Origin of the sequence: Bradyrhizobium nivariense (assembly GCF_029846695.2) — a bacterium.
Lineage (GTDB): Bacteria > Pseudomonadota > Alphaproteobacteria > Rhizobiales > Xanthobacteraceae > Bradyrhizobium.
In genome coordinates this window covers 79,033-98,505 of record NZ_JARWCR020000011.1, presented here as the reverse complement: position 1 = coordinate 98,505, position 19,473 = coordinate 79,033, and the positions used below count along the sequence as shown (strand labels likewise).

Below are 19,473 nucleotides of genomic sequence, written 5' to 3'. Positions count from 1 at the left end.
TAGATTACCCTCATAAAAAACAAGACGAATTGTCCGGGGAGGACAGGCATGCACCAGGGACGTGTCGTTTACGGCGCGATCGAGGAGGTTGTGTTCGGTCATCCCGCAGCCGAGGCGATTGTCGCGCAGATGGACCGGCTGGGGACGCGCCGCGCCTTCCTGATGGTCTCCGGCACGCTCAACCGGCAGACCGACGAAATCGCGAAGATCAAACAGGCCCTGGCCACGCGCTGCGCGGGCGTCTTCGATGCCATGCCGGCGCACACACCGCGCGAGGCGGTGATCGCCGCCACCAATGCGGCGCGTGAAGCGGGCACTGACCTGATCGTCACCGTGGGCGGCGGCTCGATCACTGACGGCGCCAAGGCGGTGCAGCTCTGCCTTGCCAACGGCATCGACGATGTCGACGGCATCGAGCGTATCCGCGTGCACAAGGGTGTCGCGCCCGAGATGACGGCGCCGACGGTGCGCCAGATCAGCGTGCCGACCACGATCGCCGGCGGCGAGTTCAGCTCGATCGCGGGCGTCACCGACCGCACCACCCATGTGAAGCAGATGCTACGGCATCCGCTCGTGGTGCCGCGCGCGACGATCCTCGATCCCGCCATGACCGTGCACACGCCGGAATGGCTCTTCCTCTCCACCGGCATCCGCGCCATCGATCATTGCGTCGAGGCGATCTGCTCGCGCGAGACGCACCCCTATGCCGACGCACAGTCGGTGAAGGGCCTCGCCATGCTCGCCGACGCGCTGCCGCGGGTGAAGGCCGATCCGTCCGATCTGGACGCGCGGATGGATGCGCAGATCGGCACCTGGCTGTCGATGGGCGCGCTCGCCGCCGGCGTGCCGATGGGGGCAAGCCACGGCATCGGTTACGTGCTGGGCGCGGCCTTCGACGTACCGCATGGCTACACCTCCTGCATCATGCTGCCGGCCGTGATGCGCTGGAATGCGCGCGACAATGCCGATCGCCAGACGATCGTCGCGGCCGCGATGGGCTTTCCCGGCCACAAGGCGGCCGATGTGCTCGATGCCTTCATCCGCTCGCTCGGCATGCCGCGCAGCCTCGCTGACGTGCGCGTCTCGCCGGAGCATTTCGACGCCATCGCGGAAGCTGCGATGCGCACGAACTGGATCCCGCGCAACCCGCGCAAGATCGACGGCCCGGCGCAGTTGCGCGAAATCCTGCTTCTTGCCGCATGATCTAAAGCCGGAGGACCGATGTACCCAGGTCAGCATACCCGCCTGCGCCCGCTCCAGCCCGCCTTCATCATGGCGGCGACCGGCGAGACCGTCACCTATCGCGAGCTCGATGCGCGCAGCAACCGGCTTGCGCACCTGTTCCGCAAGCACGGCTTGAAGCGGCTCGACCACTGCTCGATCTTCATGGAGAACAATTCCCGCTATCTTGAAGCCTGCGGCGCGGGCGAGCGCTCCGGTCTGTACTACACCTGCATCAACTCGTTCCTGACGCCGGGCGAGCTCGCTTATCTCCTCGTCAACAGCCAGTCGAGAATCCTGATCACGTCGGTTGCGAAGCTCGATATCGCCCGCGAGGCGATCGAGGCCTGCCCCGATATCAAGCTGTGCATCGTCGCCGACGGCCCGGGCGAGAGTGAACGCATCGTCGACCTCACTGAGGTGACCGCCGACCTGCCGGGGACGCCGATCGCGGACGAGTGGCTCGGCACCGCCATGCTTTACTCGTCGGGAACGACGGGACGACCGAAAGGCATTTTGCGGCCGCTGCCGGAGGAACCGCCGAAGCACGTTCTTCCGCTGTTCGAATTCCTGACAAAGCTCTGGCAGTACCGGGAGGGCATGATCTATCTGTCGCCCGCGCCGCTCTATCACTCGGCGCCGCAGGCCGCCGTGAACCTGACGATCCGGATGGGCGGCACCGTCATCATCATGGAAACGTTCGATCCCGAGCGTTATCTCCAGTTCGTGCAGCAATGGGGCATTACGCATACCCAGCTGGTGCCGACGATGTTTTCGCGCATGCTGAAGCTGCCGGAAGAGGTGCGCACGCGCTACGACCTCTCCTCGCTTGAGATCGCCATCCACGCCGCTGCGCCCTGCCCTGCGCTGGTGAAGGACGACGTCATTAAATGGTGGGGCCCGATTATCCACGAATATTACGGCGCGACCGAAGGTCTTGGCTTCACCGCCTGCAACAGCGCGGAATGGCTCGCCCATCGCGGCACGGTCGGCAAGGTGCTGCTCGGCGACCTCCATATCCTCGACGAGAACATGAAGGCGTGCCCGACGGGAACGCCAGGCCAGGTCTGGTTCAAGACGGCCTCGCCATTCGAATATTTCAACGACCCGGAGAAGACGAAAGAGGCGCGCTCGGCCGACGGCAGCATGAGCACGGTCGGCGACGTCGGCTATGTCGACGAGGACCGCTTCCTCTATTTGACGGATCGCGCGACCTTCATGATCATCTCCGGCGGGGTGAACATCTATCCGCAGGAGTGCGAGAATCTGCTGATCACCCATCCGAAGGTCGCGGACGCCGCGGTGTTCGGCGTGCCCAATCCCGATCTCGGCGAAGAGGTCAAGGCGGTGGTGCAGCCGATGCCCGGCGTGGTGCCGGGGCCGGCACTGGCCGAAGAGCTTATCGCCTTCTGCGGGGCGCAGCTGTCGCGGCAAAAGGTGCCGCGCTCGGTCGATTTCGAAGAGGAACTGCCGCGACTGCCGACCGGGAAGCTGTACAAGCGGCTGCTAAGGGACCGGTATTGGGGGAACAAGGCGTCGAGGATTGTGTGAGCCCGCTGTCGTCCTGGCGAAAGCCAGGACCCATACCGCGTGATCTCCCGATTGTGGTCGGTGGCAGTACCGAACGACTGGTCTTCGCCAAACTCCTCCCTGGGGTAATGGGTCCTGGCTTTCGCCAGGACGACGCCGGGGGAACCATCACTCACATCGTGAGAAGGAGCCACGTGCGGCCTTACGTCATCCAAATTGCCAAGGCCGTAACGAGCGTTGGCCGTTGCCTCCCTCCGCCCGCGTCGCTATCGTCTTGTCAAACAGGCCGCAAAAGGCCGATGTCCAGGGAGGACGAGGATGCGGAGCGTACGGGCGCTCGCCGCAACGGCGGTGCTATCTTTGCTTGCGTTTTCGACCATTGCACTCGCCGGCGAGCCCAAGCAGGGCGGGATTTTGCGGATGTACCACCGCGACAGTCCTGGCAATGCCTCGATCCATGAAGGCGCGACCTACTCGCTCAACGTTCCCTTCATGCCTGTGTTCAACAACCTCATCATCTACAAGCAGGACGTGGCGCAGAACAGCATGGACACCATCGTGCCCGAGCTCGCCGAGAGCTGGGCCTGGGTCAACGACAACAAGACACTGACCTTCAAGCTGCGCCCGGGCGTGAAGTGGCACGACGGCAAGCCGTTCACCTCGGCGGACGTCAAATGCACCTTCGACATGTTGATGGGCAAGTCGCAGCAGAAGTTCCGGCAGAATCCGCGCAAGACCTGGTACGAACAAGTTAACGACGTCTCCACCAACGGCGATCTCGAGGTCTCCTTCAACCTGAAGCGGCCGCAGCCTTCGCTGCTGGCCCTGCTCGCCTCGGGCTACACGCCGGTCTATCCCTGTCACGTCTCGCCCGGCGACATGCGCACGCATCCGATCGGCACCGGGCCGTTCAAGTTCGTCGAGTTCAAGGCCAATGAATCGATCAAGCTGACCCGCAATCCCGACTATTGGCGCAAGGGCCGGCCCTATCTCGACGGCATCGAGTTCACCATCATCCCGAACCGCTCGACGGCCATCCTCGCCTTCGTCGCCGGCAAATTCGACATGGCCTTCCCGACCGAGGTGAGCATTCCGCTCCTGAAGGACGTCAAATCGCAGGCGCCGAACGCGGTCTGCGTGGTCGAGCCCAACAATGTCGCGACCAATATCATCGTCAATTCGTCCGCACCGCCGTTCGACAATATCGACATCCGGCGCGCCATGGCGCTGTCGCTGGATCGCAAGGCCTTCATCTCGATCATGTTCGAGGGCCAGGGCGACGTCGGCGGCACCCTGCTGCCGCCGCCGAACGGGCTGTGGGGCATGCCGAAGGAGATGCTCGAGACCATTCCGGGCTACGGCCCCGATATCAACGCCAACCGCGACGAAGCCAGGAAGCTGATGCAGAAGGCCGGCTACGGACCGGACAAGCACCTCGCCGTCAAGGTCTCGACCCGCAACATCCCGGTCTACCGCGATCCCGCGGTGATCCTGATCGACCAGCTCAAGAGCATCTATATCGACGGCGAGCTCGACGTGGTCGAGACCGCGAACTGGTTCTCGAAGATCGCGCGTAAAGACTACATGCTCGGCCTCAACCTGACGGGCAATGCCGTCGACGATCCCGACCAGTCGTTCTACGAAAACTATTCCTGCGGTTCCGAGCGCAACTACACCAATTACTGCAACAAGGAGATCGAAAAGCTGTTCGACGCGCAGTCGCAGGAGACCGACGTCAACAAGCGCAAGAAGCTGGTGTGGGACATCGACAGGAAGCTGCAGGAGGACGTCGCCCGCCCGATCATCTTCCATGCGCGGACCGGCAGCTGCTGGCAACCTTACGTCAAGGGCGTGACGGTGATGTCGAACAGCTCCTACAACGGATACCGGTACGAGGATGTCTGGATGGACAAGTAGCGCGGGCCACGGGCAGCTGACGAGATCGGCAGGAGGCGAGAGATGTTTGCCTATCTGGTACGGCGCCTGTTCCTGATGCTCGTGACCCTGTTCGGGATCTCGATCGTCATCTTCTTCCTGCTGCGCGTCGTTCCCGGCAACATCGTCGACATCCTGTTCGCCGCGGCCGGCTATGTCGATCCCGCCGACAAGGCCAATCTGGAGAAGGAGCTCGGCATCGACCAGCCGCTGGTGGTGCAATATTGGCACTGGATCAGCGGCTTCCTGCGCGGCGATTTCGGCTACTCCTACGTCTCCGAGAAGCCGGCGCTTCAGGAGATCCTGCCGCGGATTCCGATCACCGCACGGCTCGCCGGCCTGGCGTTGTTGTTCTCGGCGTCGATCGGCATTCCCTTGGGCGTCATCAGCGCGGTGAAGCAGGGAACAAGGCTCGATTACGCGCTCCGCGTCGTAAGCCTCAGCGGATTGTCCCTGCCCTCGTTCTGGCTGGGCCTGCTCATCCTCACCGCGTCGGTGGCGATGTTCGGCCAGATGCCGATCTTCAATCCCAATCCGCAAACATATCTCGAGGCGTTTGCGACCTACGCCGTGCCCGCCGCCGCCGTCGGCTTCCGCAGTGCTGCGCTGACCATGCGCATCACCCGCTCCTCGATGCTGGAGGTGCTGCGGCAGGACTATATCCGCACTGCCCGCGCCAAGGGCGCATCGGATGCCGCCGTGAACTATCGGCATGCGCTAAAGAACGCGATTTTACCCGTCATCACCGTGATCGGCATCGAGGCGGCGTTCCTGATCGGCGGCCTCATTGTCACCGAGACCGTGTTCAACATCCCCGGCGTCGCCCGCTTCCTGGTCGAGGCGATCCGCTGGCGGGACTATCCGATCGTGCAGAACCTCGTGATGCTGATTGCGGTCGTGGTGGTGAGCGCGAATTTCATCGTCGACATGCTGTACGCCGTGTTCGACCCGCGCATCCGGTACACCGATTAGGAGAGCTGTTTGGCCGCGATCGACTATGACGTTGAACTGAGGCGGGCCGGGGCGCACGCGACCGGCGGCTGGCGACGCGTGCTGTTTTTGGCGCAGCGGCATGTGCTGGGCGCGGCCGGGCTCGTCATCATGACCCTGTTCGTGTTCACCGCGATCTTCGCCGATTTCATCGCGCGCTACGATCCCCTGACGATCGACGCCGCCCGGGCGCTGGCGCGCCCAAGCCTGGCGCACTGGATGGGCACGGACTCCTTCGGCCGCGATGTCTTCAGCCGCATCATCCACGGCGCCCGGATCTCGCTGGCGGTCGGGATCGGCTCGACGGCGCTCGGCGGCAGCATCGGCGTCATCGTCGGTCTGACATCGGGCTATCTCTCCGGCTGGGTCGATCTGGTGTTCCAGCGCGTCTCCGACGTCCTGCAGGCGCTACCGCTTCTGGTGCTCGCCCTGATCATGACTGCCGCACTCGGTCCGTCCTTGCCGAACGTCATCATCGCGATCGCCATTCCACTGATCCCGACCGTCTCGCGCGTCATCCGCGCCAACACGCTGGCGCTACGCGAGCTGCCATTCATCGAGGCGGCCAAGTCGATCGGCATGAGCGAAGTGCGCATCGCGCTGCGTCATGTGCTGCCGAACACGCTGGCGCCGCTGATCGTGCTCGCGACCGCCCAGCTCGGCTCGACCATCCTCACTGAAGCCTCGCTCTCCTTTCTCGGCCTCGGCATTCCCGAGCCTTATCCGTCGTGGGGCCGCATGCTCTCTGAATCCGCCGCCGAATATGTCCGCACGGCGCCATGGCTGGTGATCTTCCCGGGCATCGCCATCAGCCTCGCGGTGTTCGGCACCAATCTGTTCGGTGACGCCTTGCGCGACATCCTCGATCCACGGCAGCGCGGCTGATGGCGGAAAAATCCGATCTCGTGCTCGATGTGAAGAACCTGAAGACGGTGTTCTTCACGAACTCCGGTCTATTCAAGGCTGTCGACGACATCTCATTCTCCGTGAGGCGCGGCGAGACGCTGGCCATCGTCGGCGAATCCGGCTGCGGCAAGAGCGTAACTGCGCTCTCCCTGATGCGGCTGGTGCCGGATCCGCCCGGCCGCATCGTCGGCGGCTCCGTCACGCTCGAAGGCACCGACCTGCTGGCGCTCGACGAGGCAGAGATGCGCGCTGTCCGGGGCAACCGCATCTCCATGATCTTCCAGGAGCCGATGACCTCGCTCAATCCGGTGATGCGGATCGGCGACCAGATCGTCGAGGCGGTGCGGCTGCACCGGGCGACGTCGACCAGAGAGGCCCGCGACATCGCGGTCGAGATGCTGCGCCTGGTGCGCATCCCCGAACCGGCGCGGCGCGCGCGGGAGTATCCGCATCAGCTGTCCGGCGGCATGCGCCAGCGCGCCATGATCGCGATGGCGCTGGCCTGCCGGCCCGCGCTGCTGATCGCGGACGAGCCGACCACCGCGCTCGACGTCACCATCCAGGCGCAGATCCTGGCGCTGATCCTGGACCTTCAGAAAGAGCTCGGCACCGGGCTCGTGCTGATCACGCATGATCTCGGTGTCGTCGCGCAGACCGCGCAGCGCGTCATCGTGATGTATGCGGGACGGAAGGTCGAGGAAGCGAGTGTCGAGGCACTGTTCGCTGCGCCAAAGCATCCCTATACGCGCGGATTGATGGCATCGATCCCGGCGGTGCCGGCGTCGGGCGTTGCCGCGCAGGCACGGCTGAACGAAATTCCCGGCACGGTTCCGTCGCTGGTGCGACTGCCGAAGGGCTGCGCCTTCGCGCCTCGCTGCAAGCTCGCGATCAAGCGCTGTGAGGCCGAATATCCGCCGCTCGCAGATTGGGGCGGCGGCCATCTCGCTGCATGCTGGCGCGCCGGCGAAGTGGCGGAGGTGGCATGACGGAGGCTCTGCTCGAAGTCACCGATCTCACGAAGCATTACCCGGTTCGCGCCGGCGTGTTGCGCCGGCAAATCGGCACGGTGCATGCGGTCGACGGCGTCTCCTTTTCGGTTGGGGTCGGCGAGACGCTGGGCCTTGTCGGCGAATCCGGCTGCGGCAAGTCGACGGTGGCGCGCAGCGTGTTGCGGCTGGTCGAGCCGACCTCGGGCCAGATCCGCCTCGAAGGCGAAGACATCACGCATCTCTCCAAGACGGCGTTGCGCCCGCACCGCCGCTCGATGCAGATCGTGTTCCAGGATCCGTTCGCCTCGCTCAACCCGCGCATGACGGCCGGGGACATCGTCGGCGAGCCGCTCGCCGTGCATGGGCTCGCGACCGGCAAGGCGCTGGAGGCGCGCACTGCAAAGCTGTTCGAGCAGGTTGGCTTGCGGCCTGACCAGATGCGCAACTTCCCGCACCAATTCTCCGGCGGCCAGCGCCAGCGCATCTGCATCGCCCGCGCGCTGGCGCTCGAGCCGCGTCTGATCGTCTGCGACGAGCCCGTCTCCGCGCTCGACGTCTCGATCCGGGCGCAGGTGATCAACCTGTTGATCGATTTGCAACGGCAGCACGGCTTCTCCTATCTCTTCATCTCGCACGACCTCGCGGTGGTCGCCCATATCAGTCACCGCGTCGCCGTGATGTATCTCGGCCGCATCGTCGAGATTACCGACAAGGACGAGCTGTTCCGCAATCCGCGCCATCCCTACACGCAGGCCCTGCTCGCCTCCGTGCCGGTCGCCAACCCACTCGCCAAAAGGCTCGCGCCGCTGGTCGACGGCGACGTGCCAAGCCCGGTCAATCCGCCGTCCGGATGCGCGTTTCACACCCGCTGCCGGTTTGCGATGGAGCGGTGCAGGACGGAACGGCCGGCGCTGGTGGATGCGGGCGATGGTCACCAAGTGGCGTGTTTACTCAATGAGGGGACGGGGCGGAGCCAGTAGCTCCGCTGTCGTCCCGGCGAAGGCCGGGACCCATAACCCCAGGGAGTGGTTATGACGCGAGCTGATAACTCCGAGTCTTCGCCAAACCCAATCCTGTGATTATGGGTCCCGGCCTTCGCCGGGACGACTAATTGAGCTTGCGGCGCTAACCCGCCCCGATCTCCGCCACGATCCTGCCCGCCGTCACCTGCTCACCCTCGGCGACGTCGATTGCGGCGACGACGCCGTCGATGCCGGCCTTGTGGACGTGCTCCATCTTCATGGCTTCCAGCGTCATCACCGGCTGACCGGCGGTGACGCGGTCGCCCGGCTTCACCAGCACGGCGACGACGCGGCCATTCAAGGCGGCGCGGACTTTTCCATCGCCGCCGTTACTTGCGGCGGCCTTCGGTGCGGCGAGGGTGAGATCGGTGACCTCGAGCGAAATGCCGCGGTGCTGGAGATAGAGCTGATCGCCATCGCGCAGGAATCTGGTGCTGTCCATCACGCCGTCATGGCGGAAGCGGATCACGTCGAGATCGAGCTGGTCGATCTCGAACTTGTCCTGCCGGCCGTCAATGGCGACGGTGTAGCTGCCGTCGCGTTCGCGCCAGACTTCGAGCTCAAGCGCGTGGCCCGCGATCTCGACTTTCGCCGGCAGCGGGAACGTTGCTGCGAGGCTCCGTCCGCTGCGCCACGACGGTGCCTGCGGGTTCGTGACGTAGAGCAGCAGGCCGGCCAAAGCCATATTGAATGCGGCATCCGCACGCGGCGCCAGCAACTCGTCGCGATGCGCACCAATGAACGCCGTCGTCGCCTCGCCTTTGGCGAAGCCGGGATGACGCAGGCAGGACATCAGGAACGCCTGATTGGTGGTCACACCGAATCCGGTCAGTTGCTCCAGGCCGACGATCAGCCGCCCCCTCGCCTCCTCGCGGGTCGCGCCATGGCTGATCACCTTGGCGATCATGGAATCGTAGAACGGCGGAATCTCAGAGCCCGATTGCAGCGCATGCTCGACGCGAATGCCATTAGGCACTTTCCAGCACGCCAGACGCCCGGACTGCGGCATGAAATCATGCGCGGCATCTTCGGAGCACAGCCGCACCTCGATGGCGTGGCCCGTGAAGCGAATCTCCTGCTGCTTCATCGGCAATTGCTCGCCGCGCGCGACGCGCAGCTGCAATTCGACGAGATCAAGCCCGGTGATCGCCTCGGTCACGGGATGCTCGACCTGGAGGCGCGTGTTCATTTCCATGAAGTAGAACTCGCCGCTCGGATCGAGCAGGAATTCGAGCGTGCCGGCGCCCTCGTAACGCAGCGCCTTCACCGCGGCGACCGCGACCTCGCCCATTTTCGCGCGCAGGCCCGGCGTCACCGCGGGCGACGGCGCCTCCTCGATCAACTTCTGGTGCCGCCGCTGTACCGAGCAATCACGCTCGCCGAGATGGATGGCGTTGCCGTGACTGTCGCCAAACACCTGGATCTCGATGTGGCGTGGATTCTGGATGGCGCGTTCGAGGATCACGGTCGGATCGCCGAACGCCGCCTTCGCCTCGGACCGCGCGCCACGCAGCGCATCGGGGAACGAATTGGCATCCGTCACGAGCCGCATGCCGCGTCCACCGCCGCCGGCGACCGCCTTGATCATCACGGGGAAGCCGATCTTTTTGGCCTCCGCGAGCATGACCTCATCGCCCTGATCGGCGCCCTGATAGCCGGGCACGACGGGCACGCCGGCCTTCCTCATGATCTCCTTGGCACCGGCCTTGTTGCCCATTGTCTCGATCGCCTGCGGCGACGGGCCGATGAAAACGAGGCCGGCATCCTTGCAGGCCTGCGCAAAATCCTCGTTCTCGGCGAGGAAGCCATAGCCGGGATGAACGGCATCCGCGCCGCTGGCCTTTGCGGCCGCAATGATCGCGGCGATGTTGAGGTAGGATTGCGCCGGCGGCGCTTCGCCGATGCGCACGGCCTGGTCGGCCTGTTGCACATGAAGCGCGTCGCGATCCGCATCCGAATAGACCGCGACGACGCCGAGGCCGAGCTCCCGCGCACTGCGCATCACGCGCAGCGCGATCTCGCCGCGATTGGCGATCAAGACCTTGAAGAACGGCCGATGCTGCACTGATCCGTTCCTCATGGGCGAGCCACTGAAAACTGCATGCGCTGGGGCGTGCGCGCATCGCCCTCGCGGCCGATCGCGAGCACTTCCGACAGCACCGCGCGGGTGTCGCGCGGATCGATCACGCCATCGTCAAGCACGCGCGCGCTGGTCGAGAACACGTCCATCTGGCCATCGAACACGCCGACGATCTGCGCCTTCATGGCATCGAGCTTTTCCTTTTCGACCGGTTTGCCGCGCCGTGCTGCGGCGGCTTCAGTCACGATCGCCATGGTCTCGGCGGCCTGCTCGCCGCCCATCACCGCGGTCCTGGCGTTGGGCCAGGAGAAGCAGAAGCGTGGATGGAAGCCGCGCCCGCACATGCCGTAATTGCCGGCGCCGAAGGAAGCGCCGCAATAGATGGTGATCTGCGGCACCGTCGCCGAGGTCACCGCCTGGATCATCTTCGAGCCGTGCTTGATCATGCCGGCTTCTTCGTAAGATTTTCCGACCATGTAGCCGGTGGTGTTGTTGAGATAGAGCAGCGGCGTGCGGGTTTGGCAGCAAGCCTGGATGAAATGCGTCGCCTTGTTGGCACCCGCCGGATCGAGCGGGCCGTTGTTGGTGATGATGCCGATCGCCTGGCCTTCGATGCGGGCATGGCCGCAGACAGTGGCCGGGCCGTAATTCGGCGCCATCTCGGTGAAATCGGAATCGTCCACGATGCGGGCGATCACCTGCTTCATGTCGACCGGGCGCTTGTGGTCCATCGGCATGATGCCGAGCAGCTCATCCTGGTCGTAGCGGGGCAACTTGACTTGCGTAGCCACCCTGCCGGGCCGCTGCCATTCGAGTGCCGCCATGATCTCGCGCGCGATGCGCAGGGCGTCGCGGTCGTCTTCCGCGAGATAATCGCCGAGGCCGGAGACCTGGGTGTGCATCTCGGCGCCGCCAAGTTCCTCCTCGGTCGCGATCTCGCCGGTCGCGGCCTTCAGCAGCGGCGGCCCCGCGAGGAAGGCGCGGGTGCGGCCGCGCACCATGACAATGTAATCGGAGAGACCGGTCTGATAGGCGCCGCCGGCGGTGGACGAGCCATGGGTCACGGTGACGACCGGTAGCCCGGCCGCCGAGAGCCGCGCGAGATTGCGAAAGATGTTGCCGCCACGGACAAAATCTTCGACGCGGTAGCGCAGCAGATTGGCACCGGCGCTCTCGACGAGCTGGACGTAGGGCAGCTTGTTCTCCAACGCGAGCTCCTGCACCCGCAGCGTCTTGTCGAGGCCGTAGGGCTGGAGCGCGCCGGCATCGATACCGGAATCGTTGGCGCTGACCATGCAGCGGATGCCCGAGACGAAGCCGATGCCGGCGATGACGCCGCCGCCGGGCACGCTTTTGTCCGGATCCGGCACGTCGAACATGTAGCCGGCGAGCGTCGACAGCTCGATGAAGGGCGCGCCGGGATCGAGCACCAGCGCGACGCGCTCGCGCGGCAGCAGCTGGCCGCGCTTGTGGAAGCGATCCTTCGCGGCCGCTGACGCCGCGCGCGTGCGCTCTTCCAGCGCGCGCATGCGGTCGATCAGGCCGAGCATGCCGTCGCGGTTGGCATGATAGGTGGCGCTGCCGGGGGAGATGGTGTTTTCGAGAATGGACATCACTCTATCCTACTCGTCATTGCGAGGAGCGACTTGTCCGCCGCAGCTCGAAGAGCGAAGGCGGAAGCGACGACGCAATGACGGCTGGGGCAGTACCTACCTGTTCGTCCCAAAAATCTTCCGCGCTTCCGCCGGGCTCGCGATCTCGCGGCCCGCACGGCGGGCGCAGGCGGCGATGGCCTCGATCAGCTGGCCGTTCGACGTCACCTTCTTGCCGTCGGCGAGATAGAAGGCATCTTCGAGACCGGTGCGCAGATGACCGCCGAGCTCGGCGCAGCGCTGATGCAGCGGCCAGATTTCTTCGCGGCCGATCGCGGTGACCTGAAAATGCGCCTCGGGACGCTTCAGCTTGATCAGGATCGGCAGCAGATCGGGATCCGACGGCATGCCGGAGGCGACGCCCATCACGAAGTTATACTCGAGCGGGCCCTTGTACATGCCGACCTGGCGATACATGCCGACGCAACGGACGATGCCGACGTCAAAACATTCGAATTCGGGGATGGTACCGACCGCGTTCATGACGTCGAGATAGACCTTCACCTTCTCGACCGCGTTGTCGAACATCATCGGCGGCCAGGCCCAGCTGTTGTCGGACTTCACCTTCAAATAGTTCAGCGAGCCGGCATTGCAGGCGGCGATCTCAGGCCTGGTCTCGCGGATGCAATCCAGCGCACCGCTGTAGTTCGGCCCGGAGACGCCGGAGGTGTGGTTGATGATCACGCCGGGGCAGGCTTCGCGGATCGCCTGCTGGATTTCCTTGCTGACGTTCACTTCCCAGGACGGTAGATGCCTCTTGTCCGGCGCCTGCTGGCGCAGATGGATGTGCATGATGGACGCGCCGGCATCGAACGCAGCCTTGGCCTCGCACGCCATCTGCTCGGGCGTCACAGGCACGTTGTGCTGCCTGGGGTCGGTGAGCACGCCGTTCAGCGCGCAGGTGATGACGGCCTTGTCGCTCATGCCTTGAATGTCTCGCACGTTGATAATTCAACGTTTGCGATCATGTGATGGGCGGCATGAGGCTTCTTGCGCGGAGAAGCTGGAAAAAAGCGAGAAATCGGAGGGTGGGTTGGCCGAAGGCGTAACCCACCCTACGAGAGCAATCAGCTCGCCTCCGCCAGCCTCACCGTCTCGCTGCTGCGATAAATCGCGAGATCCCGCGAGCCCACGAAGATCGCGCGCGGCTTCAAGCCGTAGAAGCGGCGGATCGAGTGGCTGAAATGGGTGGAATCGGGATAGCCGATGTCCTGTGCGAGATGAGCGAGATTGAGGTCCTGGTTGGCGAAGTGCAGCAAATGACGCGCGCGCTTCCAGGCGCGGAAGGAGCGGAACGAGATGCCGGTCTCTTCCTTGAACAGATGCAGGAAACGCGAAGCGGAAAGTCCGGCGTCCGCCGCACAAGTGTCCGCTGTCACGGGCTCGCCTGTGAAGCGACCGATGCGGGCGACGGCGCGCATCACCCGCGGATCGAGTACGCGGCGCGGCAGCGCCACGCCAAAACACATCTCGTCGAATTCGGCGGTGGTGATGTCGCCATAGCGGCGCTGGCGCAGCAGCGCATAGGCGGCGAGGATCTTGCGGGCATAGACGGCCCGGTCGGGGCCGGTCAGCCGCTCCGCCAGAGCCTCGATCACGCCGTCCGGCATGCTTTCGGGCTCGAGGGTCACGCTGATCGCAGTGCGGTAGTCGCTGGCGATGGAGTGCCGCTGGTTCGGCAGCGTGACGAACAGCTCGCCGGTGGCGAGGACGTCGTCGATCGTCAGATGCAAATTGCCTTTCACCGCCACATAGACGTGACAGCAGCCGGGGGTCCGCTTGCGGGGGCGGCCGAGCAGACCGGCGTAAAACACCCGCTCCGGCGTGATCAGCATCAGATGGTCGGATTCGCGACCGTTATCTTCCATGGGGGGATCCTCCTCGCGCGGCTCTTTGGCCGCTGCGGACGGAGGTCACCTTAGCGGAAATTTGGGCGCTGTCACGGCGGGATAGCGCTGTCATCGAGCGCAAAACGGCGGCAGTCCGGGAGGGGTGGTGGACGACTCGGAACTCTTCAACAACCGTCGTCCCGGCGAAGGCCGGGACCCATACCGCGAGGTCTATCGATGGGGGCGGTGCTGATCCCGAACGAGCAATCTTCGCAAAACATCTCCCTGGGGGTATGGGTCCCGGCCTTCGCCGGGACGACCAGTCTTACGCCCTTACCCGCGGCACGATGTTCTGCTCGATTCCTGCTTTCTGCTCCGCAGCAACCGCGCGCTTGAAACCATCCCGCTGCTGCAAGCGCGCCCAATAGGCTGCGACATTTGGCCCAAAATCCTTGGCAAGCCCGATATTGTCGGCGAGGCGGAGCGCGTAGCCGATGACGATGTCGGCGGCAGTGAAGCGGCCGGCGCACAAGGTCTCGGCATTCGCGGTCGCTGCCTCAACGGCGCGCAGCCGGCCCAGAAACCATTTGGCATAGTCGCTGGCGACTTGCGGATTGCGGCGCTCCTCCGGCTCGAGCTGGCTGTATCGGAGCACCAGCGTTTGCGGGAAGGTTAACGTGGCGTCGGAAAAATACATCCAGTTCAGGAAGGCGCCATAGGCCGGATCCTCTGGTCCCACCATCAACGGCGTCGGCCCGTGCTTGACGCCGAGATAGTGGCAGATGCCGGAAGACTCGGTCATCCGTGCGTCACCGTCGATCATGAACGGAATGGTGCCAAGTGGATTGATGCCGAGATAATCCTTGGCGAAGACCCGCGGCGGGAACGGCAGCATCTTCAATTCGTAACGAAGGCCCATCTCCTCCAGCATCCAGAGCGGACGGAACGAGCGCGCGGCGTCGCAGTGATAGAGCGTGATCATCAGGAATTTCCCCTAGAGCCGGATCCGGAAAAGTGTGCAGCGGTTTTCCGAAGAGATCGTGCTCAAACTTTAGTGCTGCCGGGCAGCGTACCCATCATCTTGCACAGGACCATCAGCATGACCTCGTCGGCGCCGCCGCCAATTGATGTCAGGCGGCTGTCGCGATAGGCGCGGCTGACCGGCGTCTCGTTGATAAAGCCCATTCCACCCCAATATTGCAAGCAGGCGTCGGTAAGCTCGCGGCCGAGCCGCCCGGCCTTCAGCTTGGCCATGGTCGCAAGTTTTGTGACATCCTCGCCCGCCACCAGCGCCTCGCCGGCGCGGTAGATCAGCGCACGCAACAGCTCGACCTCGGTCTGCATCTCGGCCAGCTTGAAGTGAACGACCTGGTGGTCGAGGATCGACTTCCCGAAGGCCTTTCGGTTGCGGGTGTATTCGACGGTCTCGTTGATGATGTATTCATGCGCCTTCAGGCAGGCGGCCGCGCCCCATAGCCGCTCCTCCTGGAACTGGATCATCTGGTAGGTAAAACCCTTGCCCTCCTCGCCGATCCGGTTGCGCTTGGGCACGCGGACATTGTCAAAGAAGATTTGCGCGGTATCCGACGAGCGCATGCCCATCTTGTCGAGCTTTCGCGCGACGGTGACGCCCTTGGTCTTCATCGGCACGCAGATCAGCGACTTGTTGCGGTGAACGGCTCCGTCGCCGGTATTGGCGAGCAGGCAGATCCAGTCGGCCTGGGTGCCGTTGGTGATCCACATCTTGCCGCCATCGATGACGTAGTCGTCGCCGTCCGAGCGCGCATTGGTCTTGATCGAGGCCACGTCTGAGCCCGCGCCGGGTTCGGAGACGCCGATGCAGGCGACGAAATTCCCCGCGATCGAGGGGCTGAGGAATTCGCGACGCACCTCGTCCGAGCCGAATCGCGCCAGCGCCGGCGTCGCCATGTCGGTCTGCACCCCGATCGCCATCGGCACCCCGCCGCAGGTGATGGCGCCCAGTTCCTCCGCCATCATCAGCGCATAGGAATAGTCGAGCCCGGAGCCGCCGAATTCGACCGGCTTGTTCAGCCCGAGAAAGCCGAGGCTGCCCATCTTCCTGAACAGCTCGTGCGCCGGAAAGATGTCGGCCTTCTCCCACTCATCGACATGAGGATTGATCTCGTTGGCGATGAATTTTTGTAAGGAACGGCGGATCTCGTCGTGGTCGGCGGTGAACAGCATTTCTTCCTCTCGTCGTCACAACCCCATCTGCCGCGACGCCAGATCCTTCATGATCTCCTCGGTGCCGCCGCCGATGGCGTTGACCTTGACCTCGCGGTAGATGCGCTCGGCCTTGATGCCGCGCATGAAGCCTGCGCCGCCAAAAATCTGCACGGCTTCAGAGGCGCAGAACGCCATGGTCTGGGTCGCCTGGTTCTTCATCATGCAGATTTCGGCGACCAGGCTTTCGCCCTGCTCCAGCCGCCAGGCCAGCAGCTCCAGCATCGCTTGCGATGCCGCAACCTTCTGCGCCATGTCGACGATCTTGTGGCGGATCACCTGGTGCTGCGCGAGCGGCTTGCCAAAGGTCTTACGCTCCTTGGCGTAGGCAATCGCTTCGTCGAGGCAAACACGCGCGAAGGCGGTGCAGCCCGCCGCCATGCCCATGCGCTCGCTGTTGAAATTTCGCATGATGATCTTGAAGCCCTGGCCTTCCTCGCCGATCAGGTTTTCGGCCGGCACGCGGCATTCGTCGAAATGCAGCGTCGCGGTATCGGAAGCCCACCAACCCATCTTCTTCAGCTTCGTCCGCGACAGGCCGGGCGTATCTCCCTCGATCAGGAGCAGGCTGACGCCGCCGGCGCCCTCGCCGCCGGTCCGCACTGCAACGGTCAGATAGTCGGCGCGCATACCCGAAGTGATGAAGGTCTTCTCGCCGCTCACGACGTAGTGATCGCCGTCGCGCCGCGCCTTGGTCCGGAGGCCCGCGACATCGGATCCGCCGCCCGGCTCGGTGATCGCGAGCGCGGAGATCTTCTCGCCGGCGAGCACCTGCGGCAGCACGCGTACCCGAACCTCGGGCCGCGCTGCCCGCGCGATCGGCGGCGAACCGATAGTATGGCTCATCAGGCTGGCGCTGACGCCGCCGGCGCCGGCCCGCGCCAGCTCCTGGCTGGCCACGATCTTCATGAACTGGTCGGCGGCGATCCCGCCATATTCCTCGGGGAATCCGAGCCCCAAGAGCCCGATTCCGGCCGCCTTGCGATAGAGCGCGCGGGGGAATTCGCCGGCCTCGTCCCACTCATGGGCGAAGGGCGCAATCTCCTTGTCGACGAAGCGGCGCATCACCTCGCGAAAGGCGTCATGCTCGGCGGTATAGAACGGACTCTTCATCGCACTCTCGCCTTGCTGGCGGATTCGTCTCGTCCACCATGGCCGGAACCTTGGCGGCTCACTTGCGCGGAGTGGCTGGCCGGGGCCACCCCTCCGAGCAGGACTTCCCTCTAGCAACTCAACGCAAGACGATTTTCGCCCCTCGCGCGCCAACTCCAGATCAAAAAAAGACGTGTCAAAAAAGACGTGGCGCACAAACTCCGGCTGGCCCAAGGGCCATGCCGGGCATGGTGCATGGCAATAGGGACGCGGGCGGCATAAGACCGCCGAGGGAGGAATTTTTGGCCGTTCGTTACTATGACTGGATCGCCCACCATGGCCGCCGCACACCTGGCAAGGTTGCGGTGATCGACCTCGCGAGCGAGCGCCGCTTCACCTATGCGCAGCTCGATGCGCGTATCTCGCGTCTCGCTTCGTTTCTGCGCGAGACGCTGAAGGTCTCGCGCGGCGACCGCGTCGCGGTGCTGGCGCTGAACACGACCGATACGCTGGAGGTGCAGTTTGCCTGCGGCCGGTTAGGTGCGATCTTCGTGCCGCTGAACACCCGCCTCACCGTTCCCGAGCTCCAGTTCATCACCGGCGATTGCGCGCCGAAGGTGATGATCCACGACACCGATCTCGCCGAGACGGCGCTTGCCGTGGCGAAGCTCTGTGGCATTGCGACGAGCCTGCTGCTTGGTCCCGGCGGGACCTATGAGGCCGGCATCGCCGCCGCAAAGCCACTTGAGAAAATCGAAGAGGTCACGCTCGATGATGTCTCGACCATCATGTACACCTCGGGCACGACGGGTCATCCCAAGGGCGCGACCATCACCCATGGCATGACCTTCTGGAATTGCGTCAATCTCGGCGGCCCCGCCTGCATCGGGCCGTCTTCGGTGCTGCTCACCGTGCTGCCGCTGTTCCATACCGGCGGTCTCAATTGCTACACCAATCCGGTGCTTCATGCCGGCGGTGCCGTGATGATCATGCGCGCCTTCGATCCCGGCACGGCGCTCGGCCTGATCAACGATCCCGCGCACGGCATCAACGTGTTCTTCGGCGTGCCCGCGATCTACCAGTTCATGGCCCAGCATCCGACCTTCGCGACCACCGACCTCGGTCGGCTGATCGTCGGCGGTGTCGGCGGCGCACCAATGCCGGTGCCGCTGCTGAAAGTCTGGGAGGCACGCGGCGTTGCGCTCCAGCAGGGCTACGGCATGACCGAGACCTCGCCGGCCGTGCTGGTGCTCGACCGCGAGGATGCGGCACGGAAAGCCGGCTCCGCCGGCAAGCCGGTGCTGCACACGGAAGTGCGGATCGTGCGGCCCGACGGAAGCGATGTCGAGATCGGCGAGCTCGGTGAGCTCTGGGTTCGCGGGCCTAACATCACACCCGGCTACTGGAACAGGCCGGAAGCGAACAAGACGTCGTTCACCGACGGCTGGCTGCACACCGGCGACGCCACGCGCGTCGACGAGGAAGGTTTTTACTACATCGTCGACCGCTGGAAGGACATGTACATCTCCGGCGGCGAGAACGTCTATCCGGCCGAGGTCGAGAACGTCCTGCACCAACTCAACGCCATCGCGGAAGCCGCCGTGATCGGCATTCCCGATGCGCAATGGGGGGAAGTAGGCCTCGCCATCGTCGCGGCCAAGCCCGGCCAGCGGCTGACCGAGGCCGATGTCTTCGCGCACTGCGCGGCGAATCTCGCGCGCTTCAAATGCCCGCGCCAGGTCTGCTTCGTCGATGCGTTACCCCGCAACGCCACCGGCAAGATCCACAAGCCGACCTTGCGCAAGGAATTCTCAGGCGCCTCGGAAGTCGACAAGAAAGCCGCCAACACCTGATCGAAGCGCCCCTCTCGCGGGCGCTTTTCTTTTCCGACGTGCCTGCTCCAAACCGAGAAGGACCCCAAGGGAATTTAAGGAATTCTCATGAACAAGAAACTCTCCCTGCTTGCCGCAGCAACGGCGTTGG

The 19,473-nt window shown here is 64.4% G+C and carries 15 protein-coding genes; 8 read left to right on the top strand and 7 right to left on the bottom strand.

Features of this window, described 5'->3' with window-relative positions; genetic code table 11:
- Positions 1-48: 48 nt before the first annotated feature.
- From QCM77_RS11925 to QCM77_RS11895, 7 genes are all read left to right on the top strand, one after another.
- Positions 49-1,203, top strand: coding sequence for an iron-containing alcohol dehydrogenase (locus tag QCM77_RS11925; protein WP_279683758.1), 1,155 nt, complete (start codon positions 49-51; stop codon positions 1,201-1,203).
- A gap of 18 nt (positions 1,204-1,221) precedes the next feature.
- Complete coding sequence (locus tag QCM77_RS11920; RefSeq protein ID WP_279683757.1) at positions 1,222-2,772, top strand: AMP-binding protein; 1,551 nt, start codon at positions 1,222-1,224, stop codon at positions 2,770-2,772.
- A 297-nt stretch (positions 2,773-3,069) separates the two neighbouring features.
- Positions 3,070-4,668, top strand: a complete 1,599-nt coding sequence (locus QCM77_RS11915) for an ABC transporter substrate-binding protein (RefSeq protein WP_279683756.1) — start codon at positions 3,070-3,072, stop codon at positions 4,666-4,668.
- 42 nt (positions 4,669-4,710) lie between these two features.
- Positions 4,711-5,658, top strand: coding sequence for an ABC transporter permease (locus QCM77_RS11910; protein ID WP_279683755.1), 948 nt, complete (start codon positions 4,711-4,713; stop codon positions 5,656-5,658).
- Positions 5,659-5,667: 9 nt separating this feature from the next.
- Positions 5,668-6,561, top strand: a complete 894-nt coding sequence (locus QCM77_RS11905; RefSeq protein WP_279665185.1) for an ABC transporter permease — start codon at positions 5,668-5,670, stop codon at positions 6,559-6,561.
- A complete protein-coding gene (locus tag QCM77_RS11900) occupies positions 6,561-7,568 on the top strand; it encodes an ABC transporter ATP-binding protein (RefSeq protein ID WP_279665187.1) in 1,008 nt (335 codons plus the stop codon). Before QCM77_RS11905 ends, QCM77_RS11900 begins: the two co-directional genes overlap by 1 nt.
- On the top strand, positions 7,565-8,551 hold the full coding sequence (locus QCM77_RS11895; protein WP_279683754.1) for an ABC transporter ATP-binding protein: 987 nt from the start codon (positions 7,565-7,567) through the stop codon (positions 8,549-8,551). Before QCM77_RS11900 ends, QCM77_RS11895 begins: the two co-directional genes overlap by 4 nt.
- Before the next feature lie 145 nt (positions 8,552-8,696).
- Here the strand turns inward: QCM77_RS11895 and QCM77_RS11890 are convergent, their stop codons facing one another.
- The 7 genes from QCM77_RS11890 to QCM77_RS11860 form a co-directional block, all read right to left on the bottom strand.
- Entirely contained in the window at positions 8,697-10,673 is a 1,977-nt protein-coding gene (locus QCM77_RS11890; RefSeq protein WP_279683753.1) for an acetyl/propionyl/methylcrotonyl-CoA carboxylase subunit alpha, read from the bottom strand.
- A complete protein-coding gene (locus QCM77_RS11885; protein ID WP_279683752.1) occupies positions 10,670-12,286 on the bottom strand; it encodes an acyl-CoA carboxylase subunit beta in 1,617 nt (538 codons plus the stop codon). Before QCM77_RS11885 ends, QCM77_RS11890 begins: the two co-directional genes overlap by 4 nt.
- Positions 12,287-12,382: 96 nt before the next feature.
- Positions 12,383-13,249, bottom strand: coding sequence for a beta-keto acid cleavage family enzyme (locus tag QCM77_RS11880; protein ID WP_279683750.1), 867 nt, complete (start codon positions 13,247-13,249; stop codon positions 12,383-12,385).
- 143 nt (positions 13,250-13,392) lie between these two features.
- A complete protein-coding gene (locus tag QCM77_RS11875) occupies positions 13,393-14,193 on the bottom strand; it encodes a helix-turn-helix domain-containing protein (protein WP_279683749.1) in 801 nt (266 codons plus the stop codon).
- Between the two features lie 286 nt (positions 14,194-14,479).
- The gene (locus QCM77_RS11870) at positions 14,480-15,136 is read right to left on the bottom strand and encodes a glutathione S-transferase family protein (RefSeq protein WP_279683748.1); all 657 of its coding nucleotides are present in this window, start codon (positions 15,134-15,136) and stop codon (positions 14,480-14,482) included.
- Positions 15,137-15,198: 62 nt separating this feature from the next.
- Positions 15,199-16,359, bottom strand: a complete 1,161-nt coding sequence (locus tag QCM77_RS11865; RefSeq protein ID WP_279683747.1) for an acyl-CoA dehydrogenase family protein — start codon at positions 16,357-16,359, stop codon at positions 15,199-15,201.
- Between the two features lie 15 nt (positions 16,360-16,374).
- The gene (locus tag QCM77_RS11860) at positions 16,375-17,511 is read right to left on the bottom strand and encodes an acyl-CoA dehydrogenase family protein (RefSeq protein ID WP_279683746.1); all 1,137 of its coding nucleotides are present in this window, start codon (positions 17,509-17,511) and stop codon (positions 16,375-16,377) included.
- A gap of 281 nt (positions 17,512-17,792) precedes the next feature.
- On the opposite strand from QCM77_RS11860, the gene QCM77_RS11855 reads away from it, so the two are divergent.
- Complete coding sequence (locus QCM77_RS11855; RefSeq protein WP_279683745.1) at positions 17,793-19,343, top strand: acyl-CoA synthetase; 1,551 nt, start codon at positions 17,793-17,795, stop codon at positions 19,341-19,343.
- The last annotated feature ends 130 nt before the right edge of the window (positions 19,344-19,473 follow it).